The following is a 23,239-nucleotide window of genomic DNA, read 5'->3' on the forward strand; positions in this document are numbered from 1 at the left end:
GGCTTTTTATTGAGAGGTGTTTTACCAGATACCGCCTATTTAGCAAAGATAGCGGTCACATCGTCTTTATCAAACGGATAGATCTCACCGCAAAAGCCGCAGTCCATCTCAAACGTCCCGCCTTGCTCTTCGACGATATCTAACGCTTCTGCTTCACCGATTTGCTCGATGGCTGTCTCGCACTTTTCGCGTGAGCAAGTACAGCCAAATGATAGCGCCACAGGCTCAGGTGCCACGATGTTTTCTTCATGATACAAGCGGTATAAAATCTCGCTGGTATCGAGTGTGGTCAGCTCTTCTGCTTTTAGCGTACGCGTGAGGACGTTTAAGCGCGGCCATAGGTCATCATCGATGCCGGCGTCTTGGTTTTGCTCGACTTCGTAGGTTTCCTCAGCGGTACGTGGCAACATTTGTACCAAAATACCCCCAGCTTGTAGGCCGTCTGATGCTAAGTTGATCAGCGTTGGAATCTGCGCGGACTGCTTTTGATAGTGCGCCAAGCAGTCTGCCAAATTGTCATGACTACGCTCGACGATACCTTGATAAGAGTCGCCGCCGTCAGGCTGAATATTGATAAACAATACGCCTTGGCCCATCGCGCCAAGCTCCGCAAAAGCGTCTTTGGCTGTGGTCATGCTCTCCCACGCTTGTGCTTGCGCGTCGGTGTCGGCCTTCCAGCTGGCAAGCGCGCGGATGATGCCGTCTTGGTCACACTCCGCCATCGCCCAATTGAGCAGGCTCTCAGGGTCTGAGGACTGCAGCTGGATAGACAAACGACCGTTGATTTTGACAGTGCTGATCAGCAAGCTTGCCGCCGTCATCATCTCACCCAATAAGCGTTTAATCGCTTCAGGATAGGGCTTTTGGGCAATCGTGGTCGCATAGCTGCGCGATAGACGCACCACATCACCGCGTACAGGCGAGTCTTCAATAAAAAAGCGCTGGCGAATGTCGTTGTAGCTGGTGGTTTGGGTGTCCGTATTTGGTGCTTGAGTATCTTGAGTCATAACTGGCTTATGTCATTGAGAAGTTGTTAACTTTATGGGGATTGTTGCGTATTTATCAATCTTATCAATTACCCCTGATGGCCGTCGCGGGTTAGATGGGTAATCGCCAAAGACCATCATTCTATATTTTGCACAAAAAAGTTTATCGCCCGTTGCAATTTTGTTGTACAGTAACATTAAGTTGCATTGTGATAAACAATAGCAACAACGACAAGGGTGCATGACAACCAGTCAGTCGATAGGGGATGATTTATAAACCCTTTATCGTCCAAGCACTCGTTTAATTTAGTGATAATGTGATAAAAAGGATGTATCTCATGAGCTATCTATCTTCCAAACCTCTCTCTAAGAGCTTGACCCTAGCGGCCTTTATGGCGTTTGGCCTCGCTGGGTGTAATAACAGCAACCAAGCGACCAGTGAGACAGCGCCTGCCGATGAGGCGGGTACCGCGACCAGTGCAGCAAACGGCACGCTACAAAAAATCAAAGACTCAGGCACCATCGTGGTCGGTCACCGTGACTCTTCTATTCCTTTTTCTTATATCGCGGACGACCCAAATCAGCCGATAGGCTATGCCCACGACCTAGAGATGAAAGTCGTCGAGGCCGTCAAACAAAGGCTCAATATGCCTGATCTTAATGTCCGCTATAACCTTATTACCTCGCAGACGCGTATTCCTTTGGTACAAAACGGTACTGTGGACTTTGAGTGTGGCTCAACCACCAACAACGAAGAGCGCCAAAAGCAAGTGGCCTTCTCCAATGGCTTCTTTGAGATTGGGACGCGTCTGTTGACCAAAAAAGACTCCGGTATCAATGACTTTGCCGACTTAAAAGGCAAGACGCTAGTCACCACCGCTGGCACGACATCAGAGCGCTATATCCGTCAATATAATGACGACAATCAGATGGACATCAACATCATCTCAGCAAAAGATCATGGCGAGGCGTTTTTGATGTTAGAAAACGGCCGCGCTGACGCCTTTATGATGGATGATGTGCTGCTCGCTGGCGAAAAAGCCAAAGCCAAAAACCCAGATGAATGGGTCATCGTCGGTGAGCCGCAATCGTTTGAGATCTATGGCTGTATGATGCGTAAAGACGACCCTGAGTTTAAAGCGGTGGTCGATGAAGCCTTGGCCAATGTCTTTAGCTCAGGCGAAATCAATAGCATCTATGATAAGTGGTTCTTGAACCCAATCCCGCCAAAAAACGTCAATCTCAACTTTGAGATGTCTAACAACCTAAAGGCATTGATTGCCAACCCGCACGATGGTGCGCAGCCAAAAGCGGCGCCAGCACAGTAATCGTTGTCCCAAACCCTAGCTGGCCTATGCGTACGTCATGTGTTGTTTGACGCATAGGCTCTTTTATCGCTGCTTGGAGAGACAACCATGAATTATAGCTGGAACTGGGGTGTGCTGTTTGAGCAGACCGGTATCGGTAGCGAGCTGTATATCCATTGGATGATTACTGGTCTTGGCTGGCTGCTACTGATTGGCAGTATCGCTTGGGCCATCGCCATGATCGTCGGCACCATCTTAGGCATCATGCGCACGTTGCCGAGCAAGACGGCGCGAGCGATTGGTACCGCTTACGTGACGTTTTTTCGTAATATACCATTACTCGTACAGCTGTTTTTTTGGTTTTATATCGCCCCTGGTTGGCTGACACCAACGATACAAGAATGGTGGTATAAAGACCTGTCGCCCAATACCTCAGCCATGCTCTCGGCGAGTATCGGTTTGGGGCTGTTTACTGCCGCCCGTATCGTCGAGCAGGTGCGCACGGGTATCGAGTCGCTACCAGATGGCCAAGTCAATGCCGCCTATGCGCTTGGCTTTAGCATCCCGCAAGTCTACAAAGAGGTCTTACTGCCGCAAGCCTTTCGTATCATCTTGCCGCCGCTCAGCTCTGAGCTGACCAACTGCTTTAAAAACGCCTCAGTCGCCTCGCTCGTTGGGGTGATGGAGCTGATTAGCCAAACCAAAACCATCAGTGAATACACGCAAAACAGCATTGAGATCTATACCTACGCGACGATTATCTACTTGGTATTTAACTTGTCCTTAATCGCGATAATGGGACTGATCGAGCGCAAACTACGCGTGCCTGGGCTGATTGCAGGAGGTCAAAAATGAATATGATGACTGAGCTTGCCACTGCCTATCCCGGGTTGATGGGTGGCATGCTGACCACGCTTAAGGTATTGTTTTTGGCGATTTTGGGCGGTATCAGTTTAGGGACGATACTGGCGCTGATGCGTTTATCGGGTATCAAAGTGCTTGAGATACCAGCAAAACTGTATGTGAATTATTTTCGCTCAGTGCCCTTACTGCTGGTGCTTTTGTGGTTTTATTTTGCTGTACCGATGATTTATTTTTGGATCGCGGGTAAGTATCTACAGCTCGATGCGGCGTTTGCCTCTTGTGTGGTGGCCTTTATGATGTTTGAGGCGGCGTATTTTTCTGAAGTGGTGCGTGCTGGCATTCAATCGATCGGCAGCGGGCAGGTCAATGCTGCCAAAGCGCTGGGCATGACTTATGGGCAGACCATGCGTTTGGTTATCTTGCCGCAAGCCTTTCGCAAAATGCTGCCGCTGATTTTGCAGCAGTGTATTATTTTATTCCAAGATACGACGTTGGTGTTCGCTATTGGTTTGACGGATTTTTTCCGCGCAGCCTACGTGCGCGGTGAGCTGATGGGGCTTCTGACGCCTTATATCTTGGGCGCTGGTGCGATTTATTTTGTCATTAGCTTAAGTGCGTCTATGGGCGTGCAGCAGCTACAAAAGCGTTTGCGGTTCTGACATACCCTAGACTGCGCGGTCGCGGTTGACGAAGTTTTTAGACAATGATTATCAAGATAATGTGGTTAGGAGCCAGTAATGAACAATGCTGATACGTATGTAAATGCCTTTGGCGGGCTGGTCACCAATAATGGTCATGCCAGTGATGAGATGGTCATTGAGATGGCAAATGTCAGTAAATGGTATGGCGACTTTCAAGTGCTGACTGACTGCACCGCCCATGTACACAAAGGCGATGTCGTCGTGGTTTGCGGGCCATCGGGTAGTGGCAAATCAACGCTGATTAAGACGGTCAACGGGCTTGAGCCTTTTCAACAAGGCGAGATTATGGTCAATAGTGTCTCTGTTGGTGCACCTAAGACTAACTTGCCCAAGCTACGTAGCCGTGTCGGTATGGTGTTTCAGCATTTTGAGTTGTTTCCGCATTTGACCATTATCGACAATTTAACCGTCGCACAAATCAAGGTGCTGGGCCGTAAAGAGTCTGAGGCTAAACAAAAAGCCATGGCTTATCTAGATCGCGTGGGACTAAGTGCGCAGGCACCCAAATATCCCGCCGAGCTATCAGGCGGTCAGCAGCAGCGCGTGGCGATTGCCCGTGCATTGGCGATGGACCCTGTGGCGATGCTGTTTGATGAGCCAACCTCGGCGCTTGATCCTGAGATGATTCAAGAGGTGCTTGATGTGATGGTCGAGCTGACTCGTGATGGTATGACCATGATGTGTGTGACCCATGAGATGGGCTTTGCCAGTCAGGTCGCCAATCGCATTATCTTTATGGATGAAGGTCATATCGTCGAAAACTGTAGCAAAGATGAGTTTTTTGAAGGGGCAAAAAGTGAGCGCGCCCAGCTATTTTTGTCCAAGATTTTAAATCATTAATAGCAAAGTTTTTGTTGCTACTTTAGCGCCTTGATGTAGAGACTGTTCAATGAGCCCTAAGCATTTGCCAAAAAGCGTCTATGATTTTAGGCGCTTTTTTTTGGTTTTTTTTGGTTTTTTTGGCCATAACGGTCCAGTAGCGGGGGGATAAGCAAGTAGATGAGTGCATGACTGTTTACTGCTACAATAGCGCTCAAGATACCGACAATGAAAAGTTTATACATTATATTGGAGCTATTATGAGCATAGAAAATGCCGACACCCTCGCAAACTCAACAAACCCCGCCAATGCTAAAAACCCTTTACATACTGAAAACCCCGCGCCAGCGGAAAACCATGCGTCAGCGGAAAACCAAGGCATCGTCATCGTTGGTGCCGGCTTGGCAGGTTGGCACGTCATCGATGCCATTCGAGCAAAAGATAAAGACATCGCCATTACTCTCATCACAGCGGATAATGGCGATCGTTACCATAAGCCAATGCTGACAATGGCCATCAGCCAAAACAAGCGGGCGGCAGATTTGGTACGTGCAACTGGCGCTGACGCTGCCAAAGCGGCAAACGTCAATCTACTAGCCAACACGCAGGTCACGGATGTTGACGCCGCTACGCAGCAGTTGCAGCTGGTCTCTGCCCTGCGCTCTGACCCTGTTTATACCAATTATGCCACCATCAGCTATGACAAGTTGGTACTGGCGATGGGCGCGCAGCCGATTTTTCCAAAGAGCCTGCCGGAGGATTTGGTGTGGCATGTCAATCATATTGAGCGCTTTGGGCAGCTACAAGAAAAGCTGGCAGCAGGCAGTCAGCATGTCGCCATCGTTGGCGCTGGTATGGTGGGGACAGAAATCGCCGAAGATTTACTAAAAGCTGGACATGAAGTCACCTTGATTGATTTAAATGACGCGCCTTTATCACAAATGCTACCAGCAAAAGCGTCCGCTCGTATCGCGGCGGCGGTCCAGTCCCAAGGTATTCACTTTTTGGGTGGTTATCAAGTGACTGGCGTTACGCGTCAGGAGGACGGCAGGCTACACGTCCGCTATGCGCCAGTGGCAGGCAGTGCTGACAGCGCGGCCGCTCAGTCATCCGAGCCTTTGGTCGTCGATCATGTGATTGCCAGTACTGGCCTCACGGTCGATGCCAGACTGCCCACTGCTGCAGGGGTAGAGTTTGATCGCCGGACTGGTATCGTGGTGGATGCCACCACCTTACGTACGCAAGCGTCAAATATCTATGCCATCGGTGATTGTATGTCTATCAATGGCGTTGCCTGCCGTTATGTTGCCCCGCTGCGTGCACAGGCGGCGACCATTGCGGATGATATCTTAGGGGTGGCACATGACGGCTATGATCATAAACCGCCAATGATTCGTCTAAAAAACAAAGCCATCTCTGTCATGGCTACTGGCGTACCACAAGCTGCTGGCAACTGGCAGGTAAAGACTGACACGGATGACGAGTTAATCATGGATTTGCTAGATGATAACAATGACGTCAGTGCGACAGTAACGATTAAAGCGCCGCCAATGGTTAAATCTTAATCAACGCTTAATCGCTGTAAGTTTAACTTTTAGCTTTAATTTCTAGTTTTAATTTTTCTCAAAAGCCAGCTGTGTAACAAATACGTAGCTGGCTTTTTTGCCTACAATAATCGCGGGTTTTCATGCTATCTTTTACTGGGCTAATATTTTTAGCAGTTAATTTAAATGATACATAATGTATTACTATTATTGACAGTTTCGTTTTAGGCGGTATAGTAGTGAATCATATATGATAGATACTCAAGGAAGAAAAATTGGCCCACGGGCGGTTTTTGAGTAGAATAAAAAGCACAACGAAAGGACTCGTTATGACGCAACCTACTGCATTTGACCACATATTAAGCAACATCCCTACCGTAAATATGGGCGCGCGCTCAGCGAATGCGCCACTGACCCAAAGCTATGATAAAGGCCCTGATGTGCCGCTGATTGAGGCGACCATCGGCGACTTTTTTGATGCCATTGTCTCCAAATATCCAGAGCGCGAAGCGCTGGTCGTCCGTCATCAAAACATCCGCTGGACGTACCGCGAATTGCAGCAACATGTCAACCAGCTGGCCAGCAGTATGATCGAGATGGGGCTTGAGATTGGCGATCGCATTGGCATCTGGTCGCACAACAACGCCGAATGGCTACTTATGCAGCTTGCCACGGCCAAAGTCGGCGTGATCCTCGTCAATATCAATCCTGCCTATCGTACTTTTGAGCTGCAATATGCGCTCAATAAACTCGGCTGCTCGGCACTCGTGCTCATGCGCCATTTCAAAAGCAGCGACTACGCTGGCCTGATCCGTGAGCTGTGCCCTGAGATTTATCATAAAGACTATACCCAGCTGGATTTGGTCGAGATTCCAACCATCGAGCGTATCATTTGGATTGATGAGCCAGACTCTGACGAAGCGTTTGGTTTTATGCAAAAATTCTCTGACTGGATGGCGGAAGGCGATGCCAACGATCCGCGCGTGGCCGAGCGTCAAGCGCAGCTAAAAAACACCGACGCGATTAACGTTCAGTTCACCAGTGGCACGACTGGGACGCCAAAAGGCGCGACCTTAAGCCATCGCAATATCCTCAATAACGGCTATTTCATCGGTGAGGCGATGAACCTTACTTTCGAGGATAGACTGTGTATTCCTGTGCCGCTATATCACTGTTTTGGTATGGTGCTCGGCAATTTGGCCATCTTGACGCATGGTGGTTGTATCGTCTATCCAAACGATGGCTTTGAGCCGTTATCAGTCCTACAAGCAGTCGAAGAAGAAAAATGTACGGGGCTGCATGGTGTACCGACGATGTTTATCGCCGAGCTCGATCACCCTGAGTTTGAAAACTTTGATTTATCGACCCTGCGTACAGGCATTATGGCCGGCTCTAGCTGCCCGATTGAGGTCATGCGCCGTGTCATTGATAAGATGCATATGAAAGAGGTGACCATCGCTTACGGCATGACCGAGACCAGTCCAGTCTCTTGCCAGACCAACGAGCACACGCCGCTTGAGAAGCAAGTCTCGACCGTTGGCCTGGTACAGCCTGCGCTTGAGGTGAAAGTCGTCGATACCGAGACGGGTGAGATCGTGCCGTTAGGGGAGACAGGAGAGCTGCTCACACGCGGCTACTCGGTGATGAAAGGCTATTGGGGCAGCCGCTTTAAAACCCGTGAAGCGATCCAAGATGGCTGGATGCATACTGGCGATTTGGCTACCATGGATGAGGACGGCTATGTCAAAATCGTCGGCCGTAGTAAAGACATGGTCATCCGCGGCGGCGAAAACATCTATCCGGTTGAGATTGAGAACTACTTATATCGCCATCCCAAGATTCGCGATGTACAAATCGTTGGCGTACCAGATAAGCGGTATGGTGAAGTGCTGGCCGCTTGGATTATTCCCAAAGAGCCGGGCTGCTTGAGTGAAGACGACGTGCGCCAGTTTTGTAGTGAGCACATTGCTCATTATAAGGTACCGACTTATTATCGGTTTGTTGAAGAGTATCCGATGACCATCACTGGTAAAATTCAAAAGTATAAGATTATCGAGCAGATGAAAGCAGAGCTGGGTTTAGACTAAGCGCACTTCTCGGATACAGAACATCCACGACACCGGTGAGTGATACAAAAGACAAATGGCTACCAACCTATCGGCTAGCAGTCGTATGACCAGCAGTCACTATAAACCATATAATCAATCACTTGCACTTACGCAGCAAAGAAAAGGGATATCATGAGCACTATCATAACCAGTAAACTGAGTCCAAACGCCAGCGATTTTCAGCAAAACCGTGCCGCCATGCAAGAGATGGTCGATGACTTATATGTACACCTGCGTAAAGTCGCTCAGGGCGGCTCAGAGCGGGCGCGAGCCAAGCATTTAGCGCGTGGTAAGCTGCTGCCACGTGAGCGAGTCGAGCGTTTGCTGGATGTCGGCACCCCGTTTTTAGAGGTCGCTCCGATGGCCGCGCACGACATGTATGGCGAAGAGATACCCGCCGCGGGCGTGATTGCTGGTATTGGCCGTATCAATGGTACTGAGTGTATGATTGTCTGTAATGATGCCACGGTAAAAGGCGGTACCTATTATCCAATGACAGTCAAAAAGCACTTGCGCGCGCAAGAGATTGCGCAAGAAAACAATCTGCCTTGCGTGTATTTGGTGGACTCAGGCGGTGCAAACTTGCCCAACCAAGATGACGTATTCCCAGACAAAGAGCACTTTGGTCGTATCTTCTTTAACCAAGCCAATATGAGTGCGGCGGGTATCCCGCAGATTGCGGTGGTTATGGGTAGCTGTACGGCAGGCGGCGCGTATGTACCGGCGATGAGCGATGAATCCATCATCGTCAAAGAGCAAGGCACCATCTTTTTGGGTGGGCCGCCATTAGTAAAAGCAGCAACGGGCGAAGAGGTCAGCGCCGAGGATTTGGGCGGCGGTGATGTACATACCCGTCTGTCAGGAGTCGTCGATCATCTGGCACAAAGCGACACGCATGCGCTATCGATTGCGCGTGATATCGTCAGTCACCTTAACCGTCCTGCCAAGCAAATTCCCAATCAAATCAAACCGCGGCCACCGCGCTACGATGCCAAAGAATTATACGGCATCATTCCGACCGATAAGCGTCAGCCCTTTGATATCAAAGAAATCATCGCTCGCATCGTCGATGACAGTGCCTTTGATGAGTTTAAAGCGCGCTTTGGCAACACGCTGGTCTGCGGCTTTGCTCATATCGAGGGCATGCCAGTTGGCATTATCGCCAATAACGGCATCTTGTTTAGTGAGTCGGCGCAAAAAGGCACGCACTTTATCGAGCTGTGCTGCAAGCGTAAAATCCCGCTGGTGTTTTTACAAAACATCACCGGCTTTATGGTCGGCCGTAAATACGAAAACGAAGGTATCGCCCGTCATGGTGCCAAAATGGTGATGGCAGTGGCCAACGCCAAAGTGCCAAAGTTTACCGTCATTGTCGGTGGCTCGTTCGGTGCGGGTAACTACGGTATGTGTGGCCGTGCTTATAGTCCGCGTTTCTTATGGATGTGGCCAAATGCGCGCATCTCTGTGATGGGCGGTGAGCAAGCGGCGTCGGTATTGGCCACCGTTAAGCGCGATAACTTCGAGCGTAAGGGCGAGACATGGAGTAGCGAGGACGAAGCGGCCTTTAAAGCACCGATTCGAGATATGTACGAAGCGCAAGGCCATCCGTATTATGCCACCGCGCGCCTGTGGGATGACGGGGTGATTGATCCTGCTGATACGCGTCAAGTGCTGGCATTGGGGCTAAGCGCTGCCTATAACGCACCGATTGAAGAGACGACGTTTGGGGTCTTTAGAATGTAGATTGGTACTATATTTTCGATGAGAAAATGCTTTGGTTTAAAATAAAAACTGGGTTACTAAGGCCAAGAACATTACGCAAAATTATCCGTAAAAAAAGACATGTAAAAGTTACCATAAAATATTGAGATAACCCTATATGAATAATTATAAAAGCCTATTGGTTGATATCGAACAGCACGTGGCGACGGTGACGCTAAACCGTCCTGAGATACGTAATGCCTTTAACGATGAAATGATCGCTGAGCTGACAGAGGTTTTTACCACGCTTGGCACTGATGATAATGTGCGAGTCATCGTGCTAGCAGCAGCAGGCAAAGCGTTCTGTGCGGGTGCCGATCTAAACTGGATGCGCGCCATGGCGGATTATAGCTATGAAGAGAACCTAGCAGACGCCGATAAACTCGCGCAAATGCTCAAAACCATTTATGAGTGCCCAAAACCAACCGTGGCTGCCATTCAAGGCGATGTCTATGCAGGTGGCATGGGTCTGGTCGCCGTCTGTGATGTGGCCATCGCGGTGAAAATTGCCAATTTTTGCCTCAGTGAAGTGCGTTTGGGACTAGCGCCTGCAACGATTAGCCCTTATGTTGTAAGAGCATTAGGGACTAGGGCGTCGCATCGCTACTTTTTAAGTGCAGAAGTGTTTGATGCTAAAAAAGCGCGGCAGCTTGGCTTTATCCATGAGCGCGTCAGTGAGGAAGCGCTCGACGATGCGGTGGCGACGTTTTGTGCCAAAATGGTCAAAAACAGCCCCGATGCGGTGAAAACCTGCAAGCAGCTGTTGCATGATATCGCAGGCGCGCCCATTAGCGACGAGCTGATCGCCGAGACGGTAAAAGGCATCGCTGATATTCGCTCATCCACACAAGGTAAGGAAGGCGTGCAAGCGTTTTTGCAAAAGCGTAAGCCTGATTGGCTGACGGCAGATTAGCGACAAACAACGATAGCCAAGCCGACAAATAAAAACGACAAGACACAGGGATAGTTATGTTTTCTAAAATTTTAATCGCCAACCGTGGTGAAATTGCCTGCCGTGTGGCCGCGACTGCCAAGCGCTTAGGCGTTCGTACCGTCGCTGTTTATTCTGATGCCGACCGCGGCGCCAAGCATGTCGCCGTCTGTGATGAAGCCGTTTATTTGGGTGGCTCATCGCCGAAAGACAGCTATCTAAAAGGCGATGCGATCATTGCAATTGCTCGCGATGTGGGCGCGCAAGCGATCCATCCAGGCTATGGCTTTTTAAGTGAAAACGCCGACTTTGCGCAAGCCTGTCAGGATGCGGGGTTGGTGTTTATCGGTCCATCCGCTGATGCTATTCGCGCGATGGGTGGCAAGTCTGAGTCCAAGCGTTTGATGGAAGCGGCTGGCGTGCCGCTGATACCGGGTTATCATGGTGACAATCAAGATGCCCAGTTTTTAAAAGCGAAGGCCGATGCAATTGGCTATCCTGTGTTGATTAAAGCCAGTGCCGGCGGCGGCGGTAAAGGCATGCGTATCGTCGAGCAAAGCAGCGTTTTTATCGAGATGCTAGACTCTTGTCGCCGCGAAGCAATCACTAGCTTTGGTAATGATCAGGTACTCATCGAAAAATACGCGCTAAAGCCGCGCCATATCGAAATCCAAGTATTTGGTGATACGCATGGCAACTATGTGCATCTGTTTGAACGTGATTGCTCGGTGCAGCGCCGCCATCAAAAAGTGCTAGAAGAAGCGCCAGCGCCAGGCGTCGATGTAGCGATGCGTGAAGCGATGGGGACAGCGGCGATTGAGGCGGCGCGTGCGGTCAGCTATGTCGGTGCAGGGACGGTTGAGTTCATCGTTGAGCAGCGCGAAGGCACGATGAGCTTTTATTTTATGGAGATGAATACCCGCCTACAAGTTGAGCACCCAGTCAGTGAAGCCATTACTGGCGTCGATTTGGTCGAGTGGCAGCTCTTGGTCGCCTCCGGTCAGCCATTGCCAAAGTCGCAAGATGATTTGGCGATTAATGGCCATGCGATTGAAGCGCGTATTTGCGCGGAAAACCCTGACAATGATTTTTTGCCAGCGACGGGTACACTCTTTACGTATCAAAAGCCTGAGCACAGCACCTTTGATGTTGCCGATGTACGTATCGACGATGGCGTACGCGAAGGCGATGTGATTAGCCCATTCTATGACTCTATGATTGCCAAGCTTATCGTGCATGCGCCGACTCGCGAGCAGGCATTGGCCAAACTCGATCGCGCACTCGCTCAAACGCGTATCGTCGGTTTACCTAATAACGTGGCGTTTTTGCGTTATATTTTAAATACTGAGTCGTTTAGTCAGGCCAATCTCGATACGGCGCTTATCGAGCGCGAGGCGGACGAGTTATTTGATCAGCATCCACTTGATTTATCGACGCTGGTGGTGACTGCTATCGCCCAGCAGCTGGCTAGTGAAGGCATGGCACAAGACGCCGATCCGTTTAGTAAGCCGACAGGATTCCGTGCTTATAACGATTATACACGCTCGTTTAGCTTGGTTTATGATGAGCAAGCTTATAGCGCCCGCATTAGTCATTGGCACAACGCCACTGCCACTGCTGGCAAAAAAGGCGCAGATAATCTGAGCCGCTTTACACTAGTGATCGAAAAAGAAATCGCGAACGCTGACGAAAATGCCAATGCCAATGTCGCCGCGCCAACCGAAGCGGTATATGAAGGTGAGGTCAGTTACGCCAGCGATGACGCGCACAATCATACATTATGGCTCGATGGCGCACGTATTAATGCGCAGAGCTGGGTGAACCATGAAACCGTCTATGTGTTCACCGATCGTGGCCGTGATGAAATTACACTTGTCGATATTATGGCGCATGTAGGCGAAGAGTCTGCAGCAGTCGGTAGTTTGAAGTCACCGATGCCAGGGCAGGTCGTTGCCTTTAAAGTGGCTGTCGGCGATAGCGTGAAGAAAGGCGAGCCACTCGCCGTCATCGAAGCGATGAAAATCGAGCACACCATTACTGCACCCACCGATGGCGTGGTGGGAGAGTTGTTATTTGCAGCGGGTGATTCGGTGGCTGATGGTGATGAGCTGCTCCGTATTGATACAGAAGCTAGCGGCGCTTAAGCGCTGAAGTATAAGAAATGGAATATAGTCGATACACTCTAAAAATGTCATAGCGCTACTGGGATGAATTTTGCGCAGCCTCTGGGAACACAGCACGCAAGTAAAATTTATACCAGTAGCGTGTTTAAATCCATAACAGTTTTACATTCAGCTAACTATATATAGTCAATTCGATATAAAAACGATACAGTGAGATGAAAAGTTGTTTTTCGTAGCATCTGTCGGCGCAGGCACAGCACGCAAGAAAAACAACGTTTCATTGAGCGACTTGATAGCCATGTATCTGATTTATGTGGATTCGACTATAAGAACCGAAATATAAGAACAGTGAAAGGATAATAATCATGAGCCATTCGTATCCAGAGCACGTCACCATCGTTGATGTCAGCCCACGTGATGGCTTGCAAAACGAAGCCACGACGGTACCGACGGCGGTTAAGCAAACGCTTATCAACGATTTAATCGCAGCAGGCGTCAAAAAGCTGGAAGCGACCAGCTTTGTCTCGCCAAAGTGGGTACCACAAATGGGCGACAACAGTGAGCTGATGACCGCACTGGCAGAGACGCGGCATAATGACGTTATTTATTCGATACTGGTGCCCAATATGCGCGGTTTTGATAATGCGATTGCACATCGTCCTGATGAAATCGTTATCTTTGGCTCAGCCAGTGAGACCTTTAGTCAAAAAAACATCAATTGCAGTATTGATGAAAGTATTGAACGTTTTGCACCCGTTGCCACTGCTGCAAAAGCGCATGGCATCAAAGTGCGCGGCGTCATCTCTTGTACGGTTGGTTGCCCTTATGAAGGCGAGATTGACCCAAGCCAAGTCGCGTATGTGACCAAGCGTTTGGTTGAGATTGGCTCAGAGCAGATTGGTATTGCTGATACTATTGGCGTCGGCACCCCACTAAAAGTACAGCGCGCCCTACAAGCCGCATTAGAATATGCTGACATCGCTATGCTATCAGGCCATTTTCATGATACTTATGGTCAAGCCGTGAGTAATACTTTAGCCGCACTACAGATGGGTGTCAGCGAATTTGATACTTCAGTGGCTGGGCTTGGCGGTTGTCCTTATGCCAAAGGCGCAACGGGTAATGTAGCCACCGAAGATGTCGTCTATATGCTGCATGGTATGGGTATTAGCACTGGCATAGATTTGGATAAATTGGTCATGGCTGGTGAGCGTATCAGTGAATTCTTGGGTCGCCGCAATGGCTCAAGCGTGGCACGTGCGCTGATTAATAAGCGTCAGTCTTGACTAAGAAAATAAAGCGAGTCACAAGCTATATGGTCTCTTTTTAAATGGCTCTGAATTTTTAAAAAATTAAACATCAAAATACAAGGAATGGTTATGAGTTTACCTGGGTTAAATTTTCAGCTTGGCGAGGATATTGACGCACTGCGTGACGTGGTACAGCAGTTTGCGGCCAATGAAATCGCCCCGCGCGCAAGCGAAATCGACAGCAGCGATGAGTTCCCAATGGATTTATGGCAAAAAATGGGCGACTTGGGTTTGCATGGCATTACTGTTCCTGAAGCGTACGGCGGCTCGGACATGGGCTACGTGGCTCATATGGTCGCGATGGAAGAGATCAGCCGCGCTTCTGCCTCTGTAGGGCTGAGCTATGGCGCGCACTCAAACCTATGCATCAACCAAATCAAACGCAATGGTAATGAGGCGCAAAAACAAAAGTATTTGCCTAAGCTCATCAGTGGTGAATTCATCGGGGCTTTAGCGATGAGTGAAACCGGCGCTGGCTCAGATGTGGTCAGTATGAAGCTCAAAGCCGAAGAAAAAGACGGCCATTATGTGTTAAACGGCAGCAAAATGTGGATCACCAATGGTCCAGATGCCGACGTGATGGTGGTGTATGCCAAGACCAATCCAGAGCTGGGCGCCAAAGGCATGACGGCATTTATCGTAGAAAAAGGCATGAAGGGCTTTGGCACCGCACAAAAGCTCGACAAGCTCGGCATGCGCGGCAGCCATACCGGTGAGATGATCTTTGATAATGTTGAAGTGCCAAGTGATAATATCTTAGGCGGCGTCGGCAATGGCGTCAAAGTGCTGATGAGCGGCCTTGATTATGAGCGTGCGGTACTTGCTGCAGGCCCTATCGGCATCATGCAAGCGGTGATGGATAATGTCGTGCCTTATATCCACGACCGCAAGCAGTTCGGTCAAGCGATTGGTGAGTTTCAGCTTATCCAAGGTAAAGTCGCGGATATGTATACCATCCTGCAAGCGGGGCGCAGTTTCTTATACACGGTCGGTAAAAACCTCGATATGCTCGATCAGCGCGGCGCAGGCCATAGCCGAGAAGTGCGCAAAGACTGCGCCAGTGTGATTTTGTGGTGCGCCGAAAAAGCCACATGGATGGCCGGCGAGGGCATTCAAATCTTTGGCGGTAATGGCTATACCAATGAATATCCGCTCGGTCGCTTTTGGCGTGATGCCAAGCTCTATGAGATCGGTGCAGGCACCAGTGAGATACGCCGTATGCTGGTCGGGCGTGAGTTATTTAACGAGACTAAGTAGAAACACTTACTTTCATATTAAACCAAAAAAGCAGGTCGCTTAAAACGTCCTGCTTTTTTATGTTTATTTTATGTCTTATAAAAATCTTAGATTAAAATTGTTATGTCTGTTTACTATGGTCAAAATAGCGTGCCAGACCATTTAATAGTAAATCATCACGTAGTCGTACTGGGCGATTGACGTGCTGGGCGATGATGGCGGCATCGCCACCCGTCATGATGACTTCGAAGTTGGGATGACGATGGCTGATCTCGTTGATAGCGCCAACGATAGAGAGCAGTATACCGCGATGCACCGCGTCTTGGGTGGTCATGCCCTGACCGACGCTATCAAAGGCACCGTTAGAGATAGTGATTTGCTTGGTACCAGAAAATAGCGACTCGCGCTGCAAATAAATACTGGGAAAAATATAACCGCCCAAATGTGTCGCATGATCGATCAAGTCAATCGTCACCGCGGTCCCGCAACCTATCACGCACTGGCGCTTTTTTTTATCGACTGCACCCAGCATCTGCAGCCAGCGATCACAGCCGAGCTGCTGATCGTTATAGTCACTACGCATCAGCGGGTGCGCGGCATCGACATGGACAAACTCAAACGGGATATTTAGACGGCTGAGGGTTTCGGTGACTTTTATGTTGAGCGCTTCGCCGAGCACAGATGAGATACCGATAAAATCGGGCGCATATCGCTCAAAGCGATCGGTGAGACCCATGAGTAATTCGGCAGGCGCTTGCAAATGCTGCTTGGCATCATGGTCGACGATCTGACCGATATCATCAGTGAGCCAGTATTTTAAGCGGGTATTGCCAAGATCTAACCAGAGCATAAAAATCCCTTTATATAGTCAATTCACTAAAAAATGTTATGGCAAAGCTTGTGGATGAAGCCTGTCAATAAAGCCCAGAGACTTTTATGCCATAAGGGCGATAGCGCCCGCAGGCTCTATGCGTTAGGCCTGATGAATCACGTCAATGCGTCCAGTAAAAAGCGCAGAAATATTACCGTTATCTTGGCGCAATTGCAAACACCCATGTGTATCGATACCGCAGGCATATCCTGTCACTACAGTGCTATTGCCATGGTGCTCTTGAGTGACGCGTAGGCGCCGTCCTGCGAGGGCATCGACGCCATCGAACTGCTCTAAAAAACGATCCAGATAGTAGGTGTGACCGGTGGGTTTTTCTAAACTAAAATATTCAAAACGCGTCATCGCTGCCATCAGCGCTTTGCTCATTTGCTGATAGAGTGTTTTGAGATTTGGCAAGCGTATCTTCGCCGCGTCAGGCAGCATCTGACCGATATCTTGTAGACTGATCGCCTGATAGCTCATACCTTCGCAAGTCTGCGCAGTCAGCGCTGGTGCCGCTTGTACATTTAGCCCCACACCCATCACCACACCGACCAACTTGCCTGCTATGGTGACAGGCTCTATCAAGATACCCGCAAGCTTTGAGAACGGCTGAGTTTGTATTGCTGGCTCAGAGGGTGTCAGCGCCGGCTTGGATATGGCCGCATAAAAGCCCAAGTCATTGGCCCATTTTACCCCGATAGGCGTCAGCTGGCGCGCGTGCAGTTGCTCATTGAGCGCTTGAATGACAGGCATTTTTGCCAGCTCGACACCGATGACCAAAGACAACAAACCGCTAATCGGCTGATGCACAGGGTGATATAACGACAAGTAAACATTACCAGGTGGCGACTGCCAAGAGCGTCCGTGCTGCCCGCGACCAGCGCTTTGGGTATCGGCAGTCAGTAGATGCATCTGTGCAGCATCAAGCGTGCCATCTTGTACCGCTGTGATCAACTCGCTATTGGTCGAGGCGCTACTAGCGAGGTGCCGATGGTTGAGCTCAGGCAAATGTACAAGCGTTGGCGATGTATCTGACGCAGTTGGAGTAGAGGTCTCGGCTAAAGGGTCAAAAGGCGCGGCAGATAAAGGGGCTGATGGCGGCATAAGTTTCGTCGATGTGGTTAAGGTTGTAGGGACAATCTTTGCTATACTGAGCGCGGGTCACGGCTTGGTATGAATAAGCATGAATAATCATAGTGACGCGGCTTAATAGTGGTAATCAAATAGCATAAAGATTGGCTGCAGGTTTGGCAAATGGAATATATAGTCAATTGCAAATCAAACGGTTATATAAAGTTAAACGCATTACTGGTATAAATCTTCCTTGCGTGCTGTGCCTACGACCTACAAATGTGCAGATGCGCTAAAAATACTCCAAAACCCCAAAATAAAAGGCTGAGCTAATGATGTTATATGTGTGGTTTGTGATTGCAGGGGCGTTTGCTGGGGTCAGTGCAGGCTTGTTTGGGGTAGGCGGCGGTATGATTATTGTGCCCGCCTTGGTGTGGATATTTACCGCCTACGACTTTTCGCCTGATGTCATCACCCACCTGGCGATCGGTACCTCGCTTGCGACCATCATTGTCACCTCTATTAGCTCATTGACAGCACATAATAAGCGCGGCGGTGTGCGCTGGGAAGTCTGGTGCAAGATGGCGCTGGGCTTGGTCATCGGAAGCCTTGTCGGTGCCGGTATCGCCGATATGATCGATGGAAAAGTCTTACAAGCCATCATCGGTGTTGGTGCTTTATTGGTCGCGCTAAAGATGCTGTTTTTGTCTAACAAAGAGCAGCTCGGCAAGCCTTTGCCGCCCGCTGGCGTGCAGTTTGGCGCGGGCACAGGGATTGGTATGGCGTCCTCTATCTTTGGTATCGGCGGTGGTAGCTTGACCGTACCGTTTTTAAACTGGGCAGGACTGCCGATGAAGCAAGCGGTTGGCACCTCGGCCGCGTGTGGTTTGCCGATTGCGGTGGCAGGCGCGGTAGGATTTGCATGGTTTGGTCAAGACGTGGTCAATTTGCCTGAGGGTACGCTCGGTTTTGTCCATATCATAGGATTTTTGTGCATATCCGTCGCCAGCTTTATGATGGCAAAGGTCGGTGCCAAGCTTGCCCATGTGTTGCCAGCCGCCACGCTTAAGCGCGCGTTTGGCGTGTTGTTATTGTTTGCCGGCGGGCAGCTGCTGCTGAGTGCAATTGGGGTGATATGACTTATCTTTTTTCAAGCGCATCAAGCCCCAAGCGCATCCATTTCATGGCCAGCTCGTCATGGTCGGTGAGCATATTCCATAACGCATCTTCGCTAAAGATAGAGTGCGCTTCACCCGAGTGCTCGATGGGCAGATCTGCTTCATGATCTTTCATCCACTGTGGATTTAGATAGTAGTCTTTCAACTCATTTTGCAATGCTTCAGCTTTTAAGAACTGTTCTTGCGCCTCTAGTTGCTGGCGATGTAGCTTGCACCACAGCTCATATTTTTGCTGCAATTCTTGTGGATTATAATCAGTCATTTTAATGCCCTTAACTTTTAGTGCTTAGAGGAATCATTATTATTTTAAGCCTTATTATAGCATCCCGTACAAAGTCCAAAAAATCGTCATCATTTGCGGTAGAATAGCCGCCTGTTTTTATTAAGTTTGTCGATCCTTCATGCGTCTAAAATCTCTTAAGCTGGCAGGATTTAAATCCTTTGCCAATCCTACGACCTTTACCTTTCGTCATGGCATTACCGCCATCGTCGGGCCAAACGGCTGCGGCAAATCCAACGTCATCGATGCCATTCGCTGGGTGCTGGGTGAGACCTCCGCCAAGCAGTTACGCGGCGGGGCGATGAGCGATGTCATCTTTGCCGGTACACAAGACAAAGCGGCCAAAAGTGTCGCCAGCGTCGAGCTGACCTTTGAGCATACTCAAGATGAGCAAACTGGCATTCGCCATGAATTGAACCTGTACCATGAGCTCTCTGTGCGCCGTCAGGTCAATAAAGAGGGACGCTCGGATTACTTTATCAATGGCACGCGCGCGCGCCGCCGTGATGTGGTCGATGTGTTTTTGGGTACTGGGCTTGGGGCGCGTAGCTATGCGGTGATTGAGCAAGGCATGATTGGGCGTATTGTCGAGTCAAGCCCGATGCAGCTACGTGAGTTTATCGAAGAGGCGGCTGGGGTATCGCGCTATCAGGCACGGAGAATAGAGACACAAAAAAAACTTGAGAAAACCCAAGACAATCTGGCGCGCCTGCATGACATGCAAAGCGAGCTGGCAAGCCAACAAAAACGCCTGTCCAAGCAAGCCGCTAGCGCTGAGCGTTATAAAGAGCTGGCACTGACACTAGCGGACATCAAGCAGCAACTGGCCATTCAGCAGCTGTATCAGGCCAAGCATAGTCAGCAGCAGCAAAAACGCGCCCATGAGCAAAGCTGTGCTGAAACCGCTCGCTTGCAAGCACAGTATGAGGACCTAAAAGCCAAGCAAGATAAGCTGACGGCTCATATCAATCAAGAGCAATGGCTCAAAGACGATGCACAAAGCCGCCATTATCAGCAGCAGCTCAATTATCAAAATGCCGAGCACGCGCTAAACGATGCCAAATCGCAGCTTGCCAGTTTGGCGCAGCAGATGACCAGCTTGGCGCAGCAGCGTGAGCAGGCCGTCAATGAGATTGAACGCATCACCACCGAGCAAGCCGAGCAGCAAAACGTGCTAGAAAAATTGCGCCCGCAGCTCGATGAGATAGCGAGTAAACGCGAGACGCATCAACGTGACGAGCGGCCGCTACAGCGCGCCTATCATGATGCACAAAACCAGCTGTCACGGCTACAAGACAATCATCGTGTGCTAGAGCAGCAGCAAGCGATTAATAGCCAAGCACAAAAACGCCAGCAGCAAAGCCATGAAAAATGGCAGCGCCGCCAGCAGAACTGGCAAAACCTCTGGCAGCAGCTACAGCAGTCACTGTCTGCCAAAGTAAATGCGGCTAATACACATAGCGCAGATGGACAAAATCCGACCTTAGCGTCGCACATTGCTGAGCTGAATAAACAGCTACAACAGATCGAACGCCAACAAGATAGCGTCGATGAGCGACTCTCCGAGCTACAGCCGCGCGCGCATGAGCTGCAGCAGCTTTTACATAAGCAGCAGCGCGCGCTGGGCGAGGAAGAAAAACGTCATGCAGTGTTGACCAGTGAATACGACACCTTGCATCAGATACTGCATCCAACACCTACGCCAAAATCACAACAGTCTGCTAAGGTAAAAACCACCGATGTAGTAACAACTGATTTAGCGAATCAAGTAGTAAATAACGATAACGACTTAGCCATTACCACCTTGCGCGAGCAGATTGAGCTGAGTGCAGTAGGCAAGCAGCATGCTGAGCTGCTCGATAAGGTGTTAGCACTATGGCTCGATAGTCATGTGCTGGCTTCTAAACAAGCAAGTAATGAAAAAGTTAACGGCGAGGTGCAAAAAGCGAATAGCTTATGGCAAGCGCTTGAGTATAACTTAAGGGATGTGTTTACTTATCAGAATGCGCAAAACGCGCAGACTAATATACAGGACAATTCGTCAATAGAAGCGGGTCATAGCTTGTGGCTATCTGCTAAGCAAAATGATGTAAACGAAAAGCCATTTGTTGGCGCACTACCAAATACTTTGACTGATAAGGTACTGCCTTTATCACAGCTGATCGCGGCGCCCACCCTAGCGCTTTGGCAGCAGTGCTATCTATATATCGCAGACCTTACAACAAACAGCCATCAGACCTTCGATGTGCTGGCAGATATATTAAAAGCGCTCCCACCGTCAGCGATTTTGCTAACGTCTGATGGCTGGCTTATCAGTCGTCAAGGTACGATAAATCTTGGCAAGCTTGTTGGCGCGCAAGATGGTCAAAACGACAGCAATAGTCAGTTTTTGACGCAGCGTCTACAGCAGCGCGAGCGTCTGCAGATCTTAGAAGAGCTACTTGATGGACTTGAGAATAAAATAGAAGAGCAGCGCAAAGCCATTGCTAATAATCAGCGAAGCTATGATGCGTTGACGATTGGCCTAGAGGAGGCGCGGGCGCAAGCTGAGCAGCTGACGCGTGATAAATATAAATATCAGGAGCAGCTGACAACCCAGCGCGCTGCCGCTGAGCGCCTGCAAGCAGATAGCCAGCGCCTAACTGCGGACAAAGCAGCCCTTGAGCAAGAGCAGCAGGAGCTTACGCACGAGCAGCAGACGCTTACGCATGAGCAGCAGCATATCGCAAGCGAGCTGGCAGCCTTTGCGCCGCAAATCACTGAGGCGCAGGCGACTATGCAGCAACTGCAAGCTGAGCGCCGTGAGCAGCAGCACCGTCAGCAAGCAGATGACGACGCTTGGCAAGCCCTGCAGCTGCGTGTACAGCAAAGCCAGATGCGTCTTGAGCACAGTAGCAGTAGCCTAAAACGCGCAAATGCGCAATATGATAAGGCGCAACAAAACGAGGAAAGTCTAAAGGCGCAGCATGAGCAGCAGCAAAATAAACTGCCCGCGCTGCAGACCGCCTTGCAGGCACTGCAACAAACGCGCGATGAGCAGCAGGCGCTCTTGGCAGAGCGTGCTGCGGCTTTAACCGCGCTAAAAGAAACCTACAATCAGCAGCAGGCGACTTTAGACACGCTACAGCAGACGCTACAGACGCAGCAAAGTGAGCAGGCCGCACTTGCCACTGAGCTGGCATTGAGCGCCGCGCGTTTAGAGGAGGCGACTCGCTATGCTGAAGACGCCATGGCCGAGTATCACCGTACCAGCGAACAGGGCGACACCGCGCAATTGATGAGTATCTCGAGTTTGTTGGCGGATTTTATTGCCCATGATCGCCGCGTGCGCCCTGATAAAATCGCCGAGCTTGAGCGCGAAAAAGCCAAGCTTGAGCAGCAAATCAGCAAGATTGGCGCGGTCAATCTGGCCGCCGTGGCAGAGCTGGCTGAGGTCAATGAACGTCTAGAGCCGCTCGCGCAGCAGACCACTGACATCACTGCCAGTATGGAGACATTGAGCGAGGCGATAGCCGCTATCGACGAGACCACCAAGACCTTGTTTATCGAGACCTTAGAGGCGGTGAATACCGAGCTTGCCAACTTGTTTGCCAAAGTCTTTGGCGGCGGTCAGGCAAGCTTGACATTAAACTTAGAGGATCTACCAGCAAACACGCCCAAATCAGAGCAGTGGCGGGCAGGGCTGACCTTGATGGCGCAGCCAAAAGGCAAGCGTAATAGCCGCCTTGCGGTACTCTCAGGCGGCGAAAAAACCCTAACAGCACTCAGTCTTATTTTTGCCATTTTTAAGCAGCATCCTGCGCCGTTTTGTGTGCTTGACGAGGTCGATGCGCCGCTCGATGATGCTAATGTCGGGCGTTTTACTAGCCTCATTCATGAGCTGGCAGATGACTTGCAGTTTATCTTTATCAGTCATAATAAGCTGGCCATGCAGATCGCCGATGAGCTCAAAGGCATCACCATGCCAAGCGCTGGGGTCTCTCGTTTAGTAAGCGTCTCGCTCGATGAGGCGGCGCGCTATATTAGTGAATAACAAAGAGAATGAGGACAGGCGCTAGACAAAACAAATCACGGAGCAATAAAATAGTAATAACAGCAAGCGGCGAGCAATGGTATAGTAAATAGCACGCCAGCAACGTCACACAA

The 23,239-nt window shown here is 49.9% G+C and carries 17 protein-coding genes; 13 read left to right on the top strand and 4 right to left on the bottom strand.

Annotation, left to right across the window (positions count from 1 at the left end; genetic code table 11):
* Positions 1 to 35: 35 nt before the first annotated feature.
* Positions 36 to 1,007, bottom strand: coding sequence for an Hsp33 family molecular chaperone HslO (locus tag C6W44_RS06905; protein ID WP_105244780.1), 972 nt, complete (start codon positions 1,005 to 1,007; stop codon positions 36 to 38).
* A 317-nt stretch (positions 1,008 to 1,324) separates the two neighbouring features.
* On the opposite strand from C6W44_RS06905, the gene C6W44_RS06910 reads away from it, so the two are divergent.
* From C6W44_RS06910 to C6W44_RS06960, 11 genes are all read left to right on the top strand, one after another.
* Positions 1,325 to 2,314 carry a glutamate/aspartate ABC transporter substrate-binding protein gene (locus C6W44_RS06910; RefSeq protein WP_105244781.1) on the top strand — a complete coding sequence of 330 codons (990 nt, stop codon included), beginning with the start codon at positions 1,325 to 1,327 and terminating at the stop codon, positions 2,312 to 2,314.
* A gap of 87 nt (positions 2,315 to 2,401) precedes the next feature.
* Positions 2,402 to 3,148 (top strand): amino acid ABC transporter permease, encoded by a 747-nt coding sequence (locus C6W44_RS06915; RefSeq protein WP_075101980.1) that lies wholly within the window; start codon positions 2,402 to 2,404, stop codon positions 3,146 to 3,148.
* Complete coding sequence (locus C6W44_RS06920; protein ID WP_105244782.1) at positions 3,145 to 3,816, top strand: ABC transporter permease subunit; 672 nt, start codon at positions 3,145 to 3,147, stop codon at positions 3,814 to 3,816. The genes C6W44_RS06915 and C6W44_RS06920 overlap by 4 nt, the downstream gene beginning before the upstream one ends.
* Positions 3,817 to 3,966: 150 nt before the next feature.
* A complete protein-coding gene (locus tag C6W44_RS06925) occupies positions 3,967 to 4,698 on the top strand; it encodes an amino acid ABC transporter ATP-binding protein (protein ID WP_105246525.1) in 732 nt (243 codons plus the stop codon).
* 239 nt (positions 4,699 to 4,937) lie between these two features.
* Positions 4,938 to 6,242, top strand: a complete 1,305-nt coding sequence (locus tag C6W44_RS06930) for an FAD-dependent oxidoreductase (protein ID WP_105244783.1) — start codon at positions 4,938 to 4,940, stop codon at positions 6,240 to 6,242.
* Positions 6,243 to 6,550: 308 nt separating this feature from the next.
* Complete coding sequence (locus C6W44_RS06935) at positions 6,551 to 8,308, top strand: AMP-binding protein (RefSeq protein WP_105244784.1); 1,758 nt, start codon at positions 6,551 to 6,553, stop codon at positions 8,306 to 8,308.
* Between the two features lie 153 nt (positions 8,309 to 8,461).
* Positions 8,462 to 10,072, top strand: a complete 1,611-nt coding sequence (locus tag C6W44_RS06940) for a carboxyl transferase domain-containing protein (protein WP_105244785.1) — start codon at positions 8,462 to 8,464, stop codon at positions 10,070 to 10,072.
* 136 nt (positions 10,073 to 10,208) lie between these two features.
* Positions 10,209 to 11,003 carry an enoyl-CoA hydratase/isomerase family protein gene (locus C6W44_RS06945; RefSeq protein WP_105244786.1) on the top strand — a complete coding sequence of 265 codons (795 nt, stop codon included), beginning with the start codon at positions 10,209 to 10,211 and terminating at the stop codon, positions 11,001 to 11,003.
* A gap of 56 nt (positions 11,004 to 11,059) precedes the next feature.
* A complete protein-coding gene (locus C6W44_RS06950) occupies positions 11,060 to 13,165 on the top strand; it encodes an acetyl/propionyl/methylcrotonyl-CoA carboxylase subunit alpha (RefSeq protein ID WP_105244787.1) in 2,106 nt (701 codons plus the stop codon).
* 344 nt (positions 13,166 to 13,509) lie between these two features.
* Positions 13,510 to 14,430 (top strand): hydroxymethylglutaryl-CoA lyase, encoded by a 921-nt coding sequence (locus tag C6W44_RS06955; protein ID WP_105244788.1) that lies wholly within the window; start codon positions 13,510 to 13,512, stop codon positions 14,428 to 14,430.
* Between the two features lie 93 nt (positions 14,431 to 14,523).
* Complete coding sequence (locus C6W44_RS06960) at positions 14,524 to 15,711, top strand: isovaleryl-CoA dehydrogenase (protein WP_105244789.1); 1,188 nt, start codon at positions 14,524 to 14,526, stop codon at positions 15,709 to 15,711.
* Between the two features lie 100 nt (positions 15,712 to 15,811).
* Here C6W44_RS06960 and C6W44_RS06965 read toward each other — a convergent pair whose 3' ends face one another.
* Both C6W44_RS06965 and C6W44_RS06970 read right to left on the bottom strand, forming a co-directional pair.
* Entirely contained in the window at positions 15,812 to 16,540 is a 729-nt protein-coding gene (locus tag C6W44_RS06965) for a pantothenate kinase (RefSeq protein ID WP_075101988.1), read from the bottom strand.
* A 123-nt stretch (positions 16,541 to 16,663) separates the two neighbouring features.
* Positions 16,664 to 17,668, bottom strand: coding sequence for a biotin--[acetyl-CoA-carboxylase] ligase (locus C6W44_RS06970; RefSeq protein WP_105244790.1), 1,005 nt, complete (start codon positions 17,666 to 17,668; stop codon positions 16,664 to 16,666).
* 302 nt (positions 17,669 to 17,970) lie between these two features.
* Here C6W44_RS06970 and C6W44_RS06975 point away from each other — a divergent pair, with 302 nt between their 5' ends.
* Positions 17,971 to 18,774, top strand: coding sequence for a sulfite exporter TauE/SafE family protein (locus tag C6W44_RS06975; protein WP_199774511.1), 804 nt, complete (start codon positions 17,971 to 17,973; stop codon positions 18,772 to 18,774).
* A gap of 1 nt (position 18,775) precedes the next feature.
* Here the strand turns inward: C6W44_RS06975 and C6W44_RS06980 are convergent, their stop codons facing one another.
* Positions 18,776 to 19,075, bottom strand: a complete 300-nt coding sequence (locus C6W44_RS06980) for a DUF4298 domain-containing protein (protein WP_105244792.1) — start codon at positions 19,073 to 19,075, stop codon at positions 18,776 to 18,778.
* A gap of 139 nt (positions 19,076 to 19,214) precedes the next feature.
* Between C6W44_RS06980 and C6W44_RS06985 the strand changes: the two genes are divergently transcribed.
* Positions 19,215 to 23,126: an AAA family ATPase gene (locus C6W44_RS06985; RefSeq protein ID WP_105244793.1), complete on the top strand. Its 3,912-nt coding sequence runs from the start codon at positions 19,215 to 19,217 to the stop codon at positions 23,124 to 23,126.
* The last annotated feature ends 113 nt before the right edge of the window (positions 23,127 to 23,239 follow it).

Origin of the sequence: Psychrobacter sp. Marseille-P5312, from assembly GCF_900291405.1 — a bacterium.
Classification (GTDB): Bacteria; Pseudomonadota; Gammaproteobacteria; order Pseudomonadales; family Moraxellaceae; genus Psychrobacter; species Psychrobacter celer.

Excerpts from the sequence above, each read along its gene's own strand:
- C6W44_RS06905 (WP_105244780.1), bottom strand. The coding sequence starts at position 1,007 with ATGACTCAAGATACTCAAGCACCAAATACGGACACCCAAACCACCAGC.
- C6W44_RS06910 (WP_105244781.1), top strand. The coding sequence starts at position 1,325 with ATGAGCTATCTATCTTCCAAACCTCTCTCTAAGAGCTTGACCCTAGCG.
- C6W44_RS06915 (WP_075101980.1), top strand. The coding sequence starts at position 2,402 with ATGAATTATAGCTGGAACTGGGGTGTGCTGTTTGAGCAGACCGGTATC.
- C6W44_RS06920 (WP_105244782.1), top strand. The coding sequence starts at position 3,145 with ATGAATATGATGACTGAGCTTGCCACTGCCTATCCCGGGTTGATGGGT.
- C6W44_RS06925 (WP_105246525.1), top strand. The coding sequence starts at position 3,967 with ATGGTCATTGAGATGGCAAATGTCAGTAAATGGTATGGCGACTTTCAA.
- C6W44_RS06930 (WP_105244783.1), top strand. The coding sequence starts at position 4,938 with ATGAGCATAGAAAATGCCGACACCCTCGCAAACTCAACAAACCCCGCC.
- C6W44_RS06935 (WP_105244784.1), top strand. The coding sequence starts at position 6,551 with ATGACGCAACCTACTGCATTTGACCACATATTAAGCAACATCCCTACC.
- C6W44_RS06940 (WP_105244785.1), top strand. The coding sequence starts at position 8,462 with ATGAGCACTATCATAACCAGTAAACTGAGTCCAAACGCCAGCGATTTT.
- C6W44_RS06945 (WP_105244786.1), top strand. The coding sequence starts at position 10,209 with ATGAATAATTATAAAAGCCTATTGGTTGATATCGAACAGCACGTGGCG.
- C6W44_RS06950 (WP_105244787.1), top strand. The coding sequence starts at position 11,060 with ATGTTTTCTAAAATTTTAATCGCCAACCGTGGTGAAATTGCCTGCCGT.
- C6W44_RS06955 (WP_105244788.1), top strand. The coding sequence starts at position 13,510 with ATGAGCCATTCGTATCCAGAGCACGTCACCATCGTTGATGTCAGCCCA.
- C6W44_RS06960 (WP_105244789.1), top strand. The coding sequence starts at position 14,524 with ATGAGTTTACCTGGGTTAAATTTTCAGCTTGGCGAGGATATTGACGCA.
- C6W44_RS06965 (WP_075101988.1), bottom strand. The coding sequence starts at position 16,540 with ATGCTCTGGTTAGATCTTGGCAATACCCGCTTAAAATACTGGCTCACT.
- C6W44_RS06970 (WP_105244790.1), bottom strand. The coding sequence starts at position 17,668 with ATGCCGCCATCAGCCCCTTTATCTGCCGCGCCTTTTGACCCTTTAGCC.
- C6W44_RS06975 (WP_199774511.1), top strand. The coding sequence starts at position 17,971 with ATGTTATATGTGTGGTTTGTGATTGCAGGGGCGTTTGCTGGGGTCAGT.
- C6W44_RS06980 (WP_105244792.1), bottom strand. The coding sequence starts at position 19,075 with ATGACTGATTATAATCCACAAGAATTGCAGCAAAAATATGAGCTGTGG.
- C6W44_RS06985 (WP_105244793.1), top strand. The coding sequence starts at position 19,215 with ATGCGTCTAAAATCTCTTAAGCTGGCAGGATTTAAATCCTTTGCCAAT.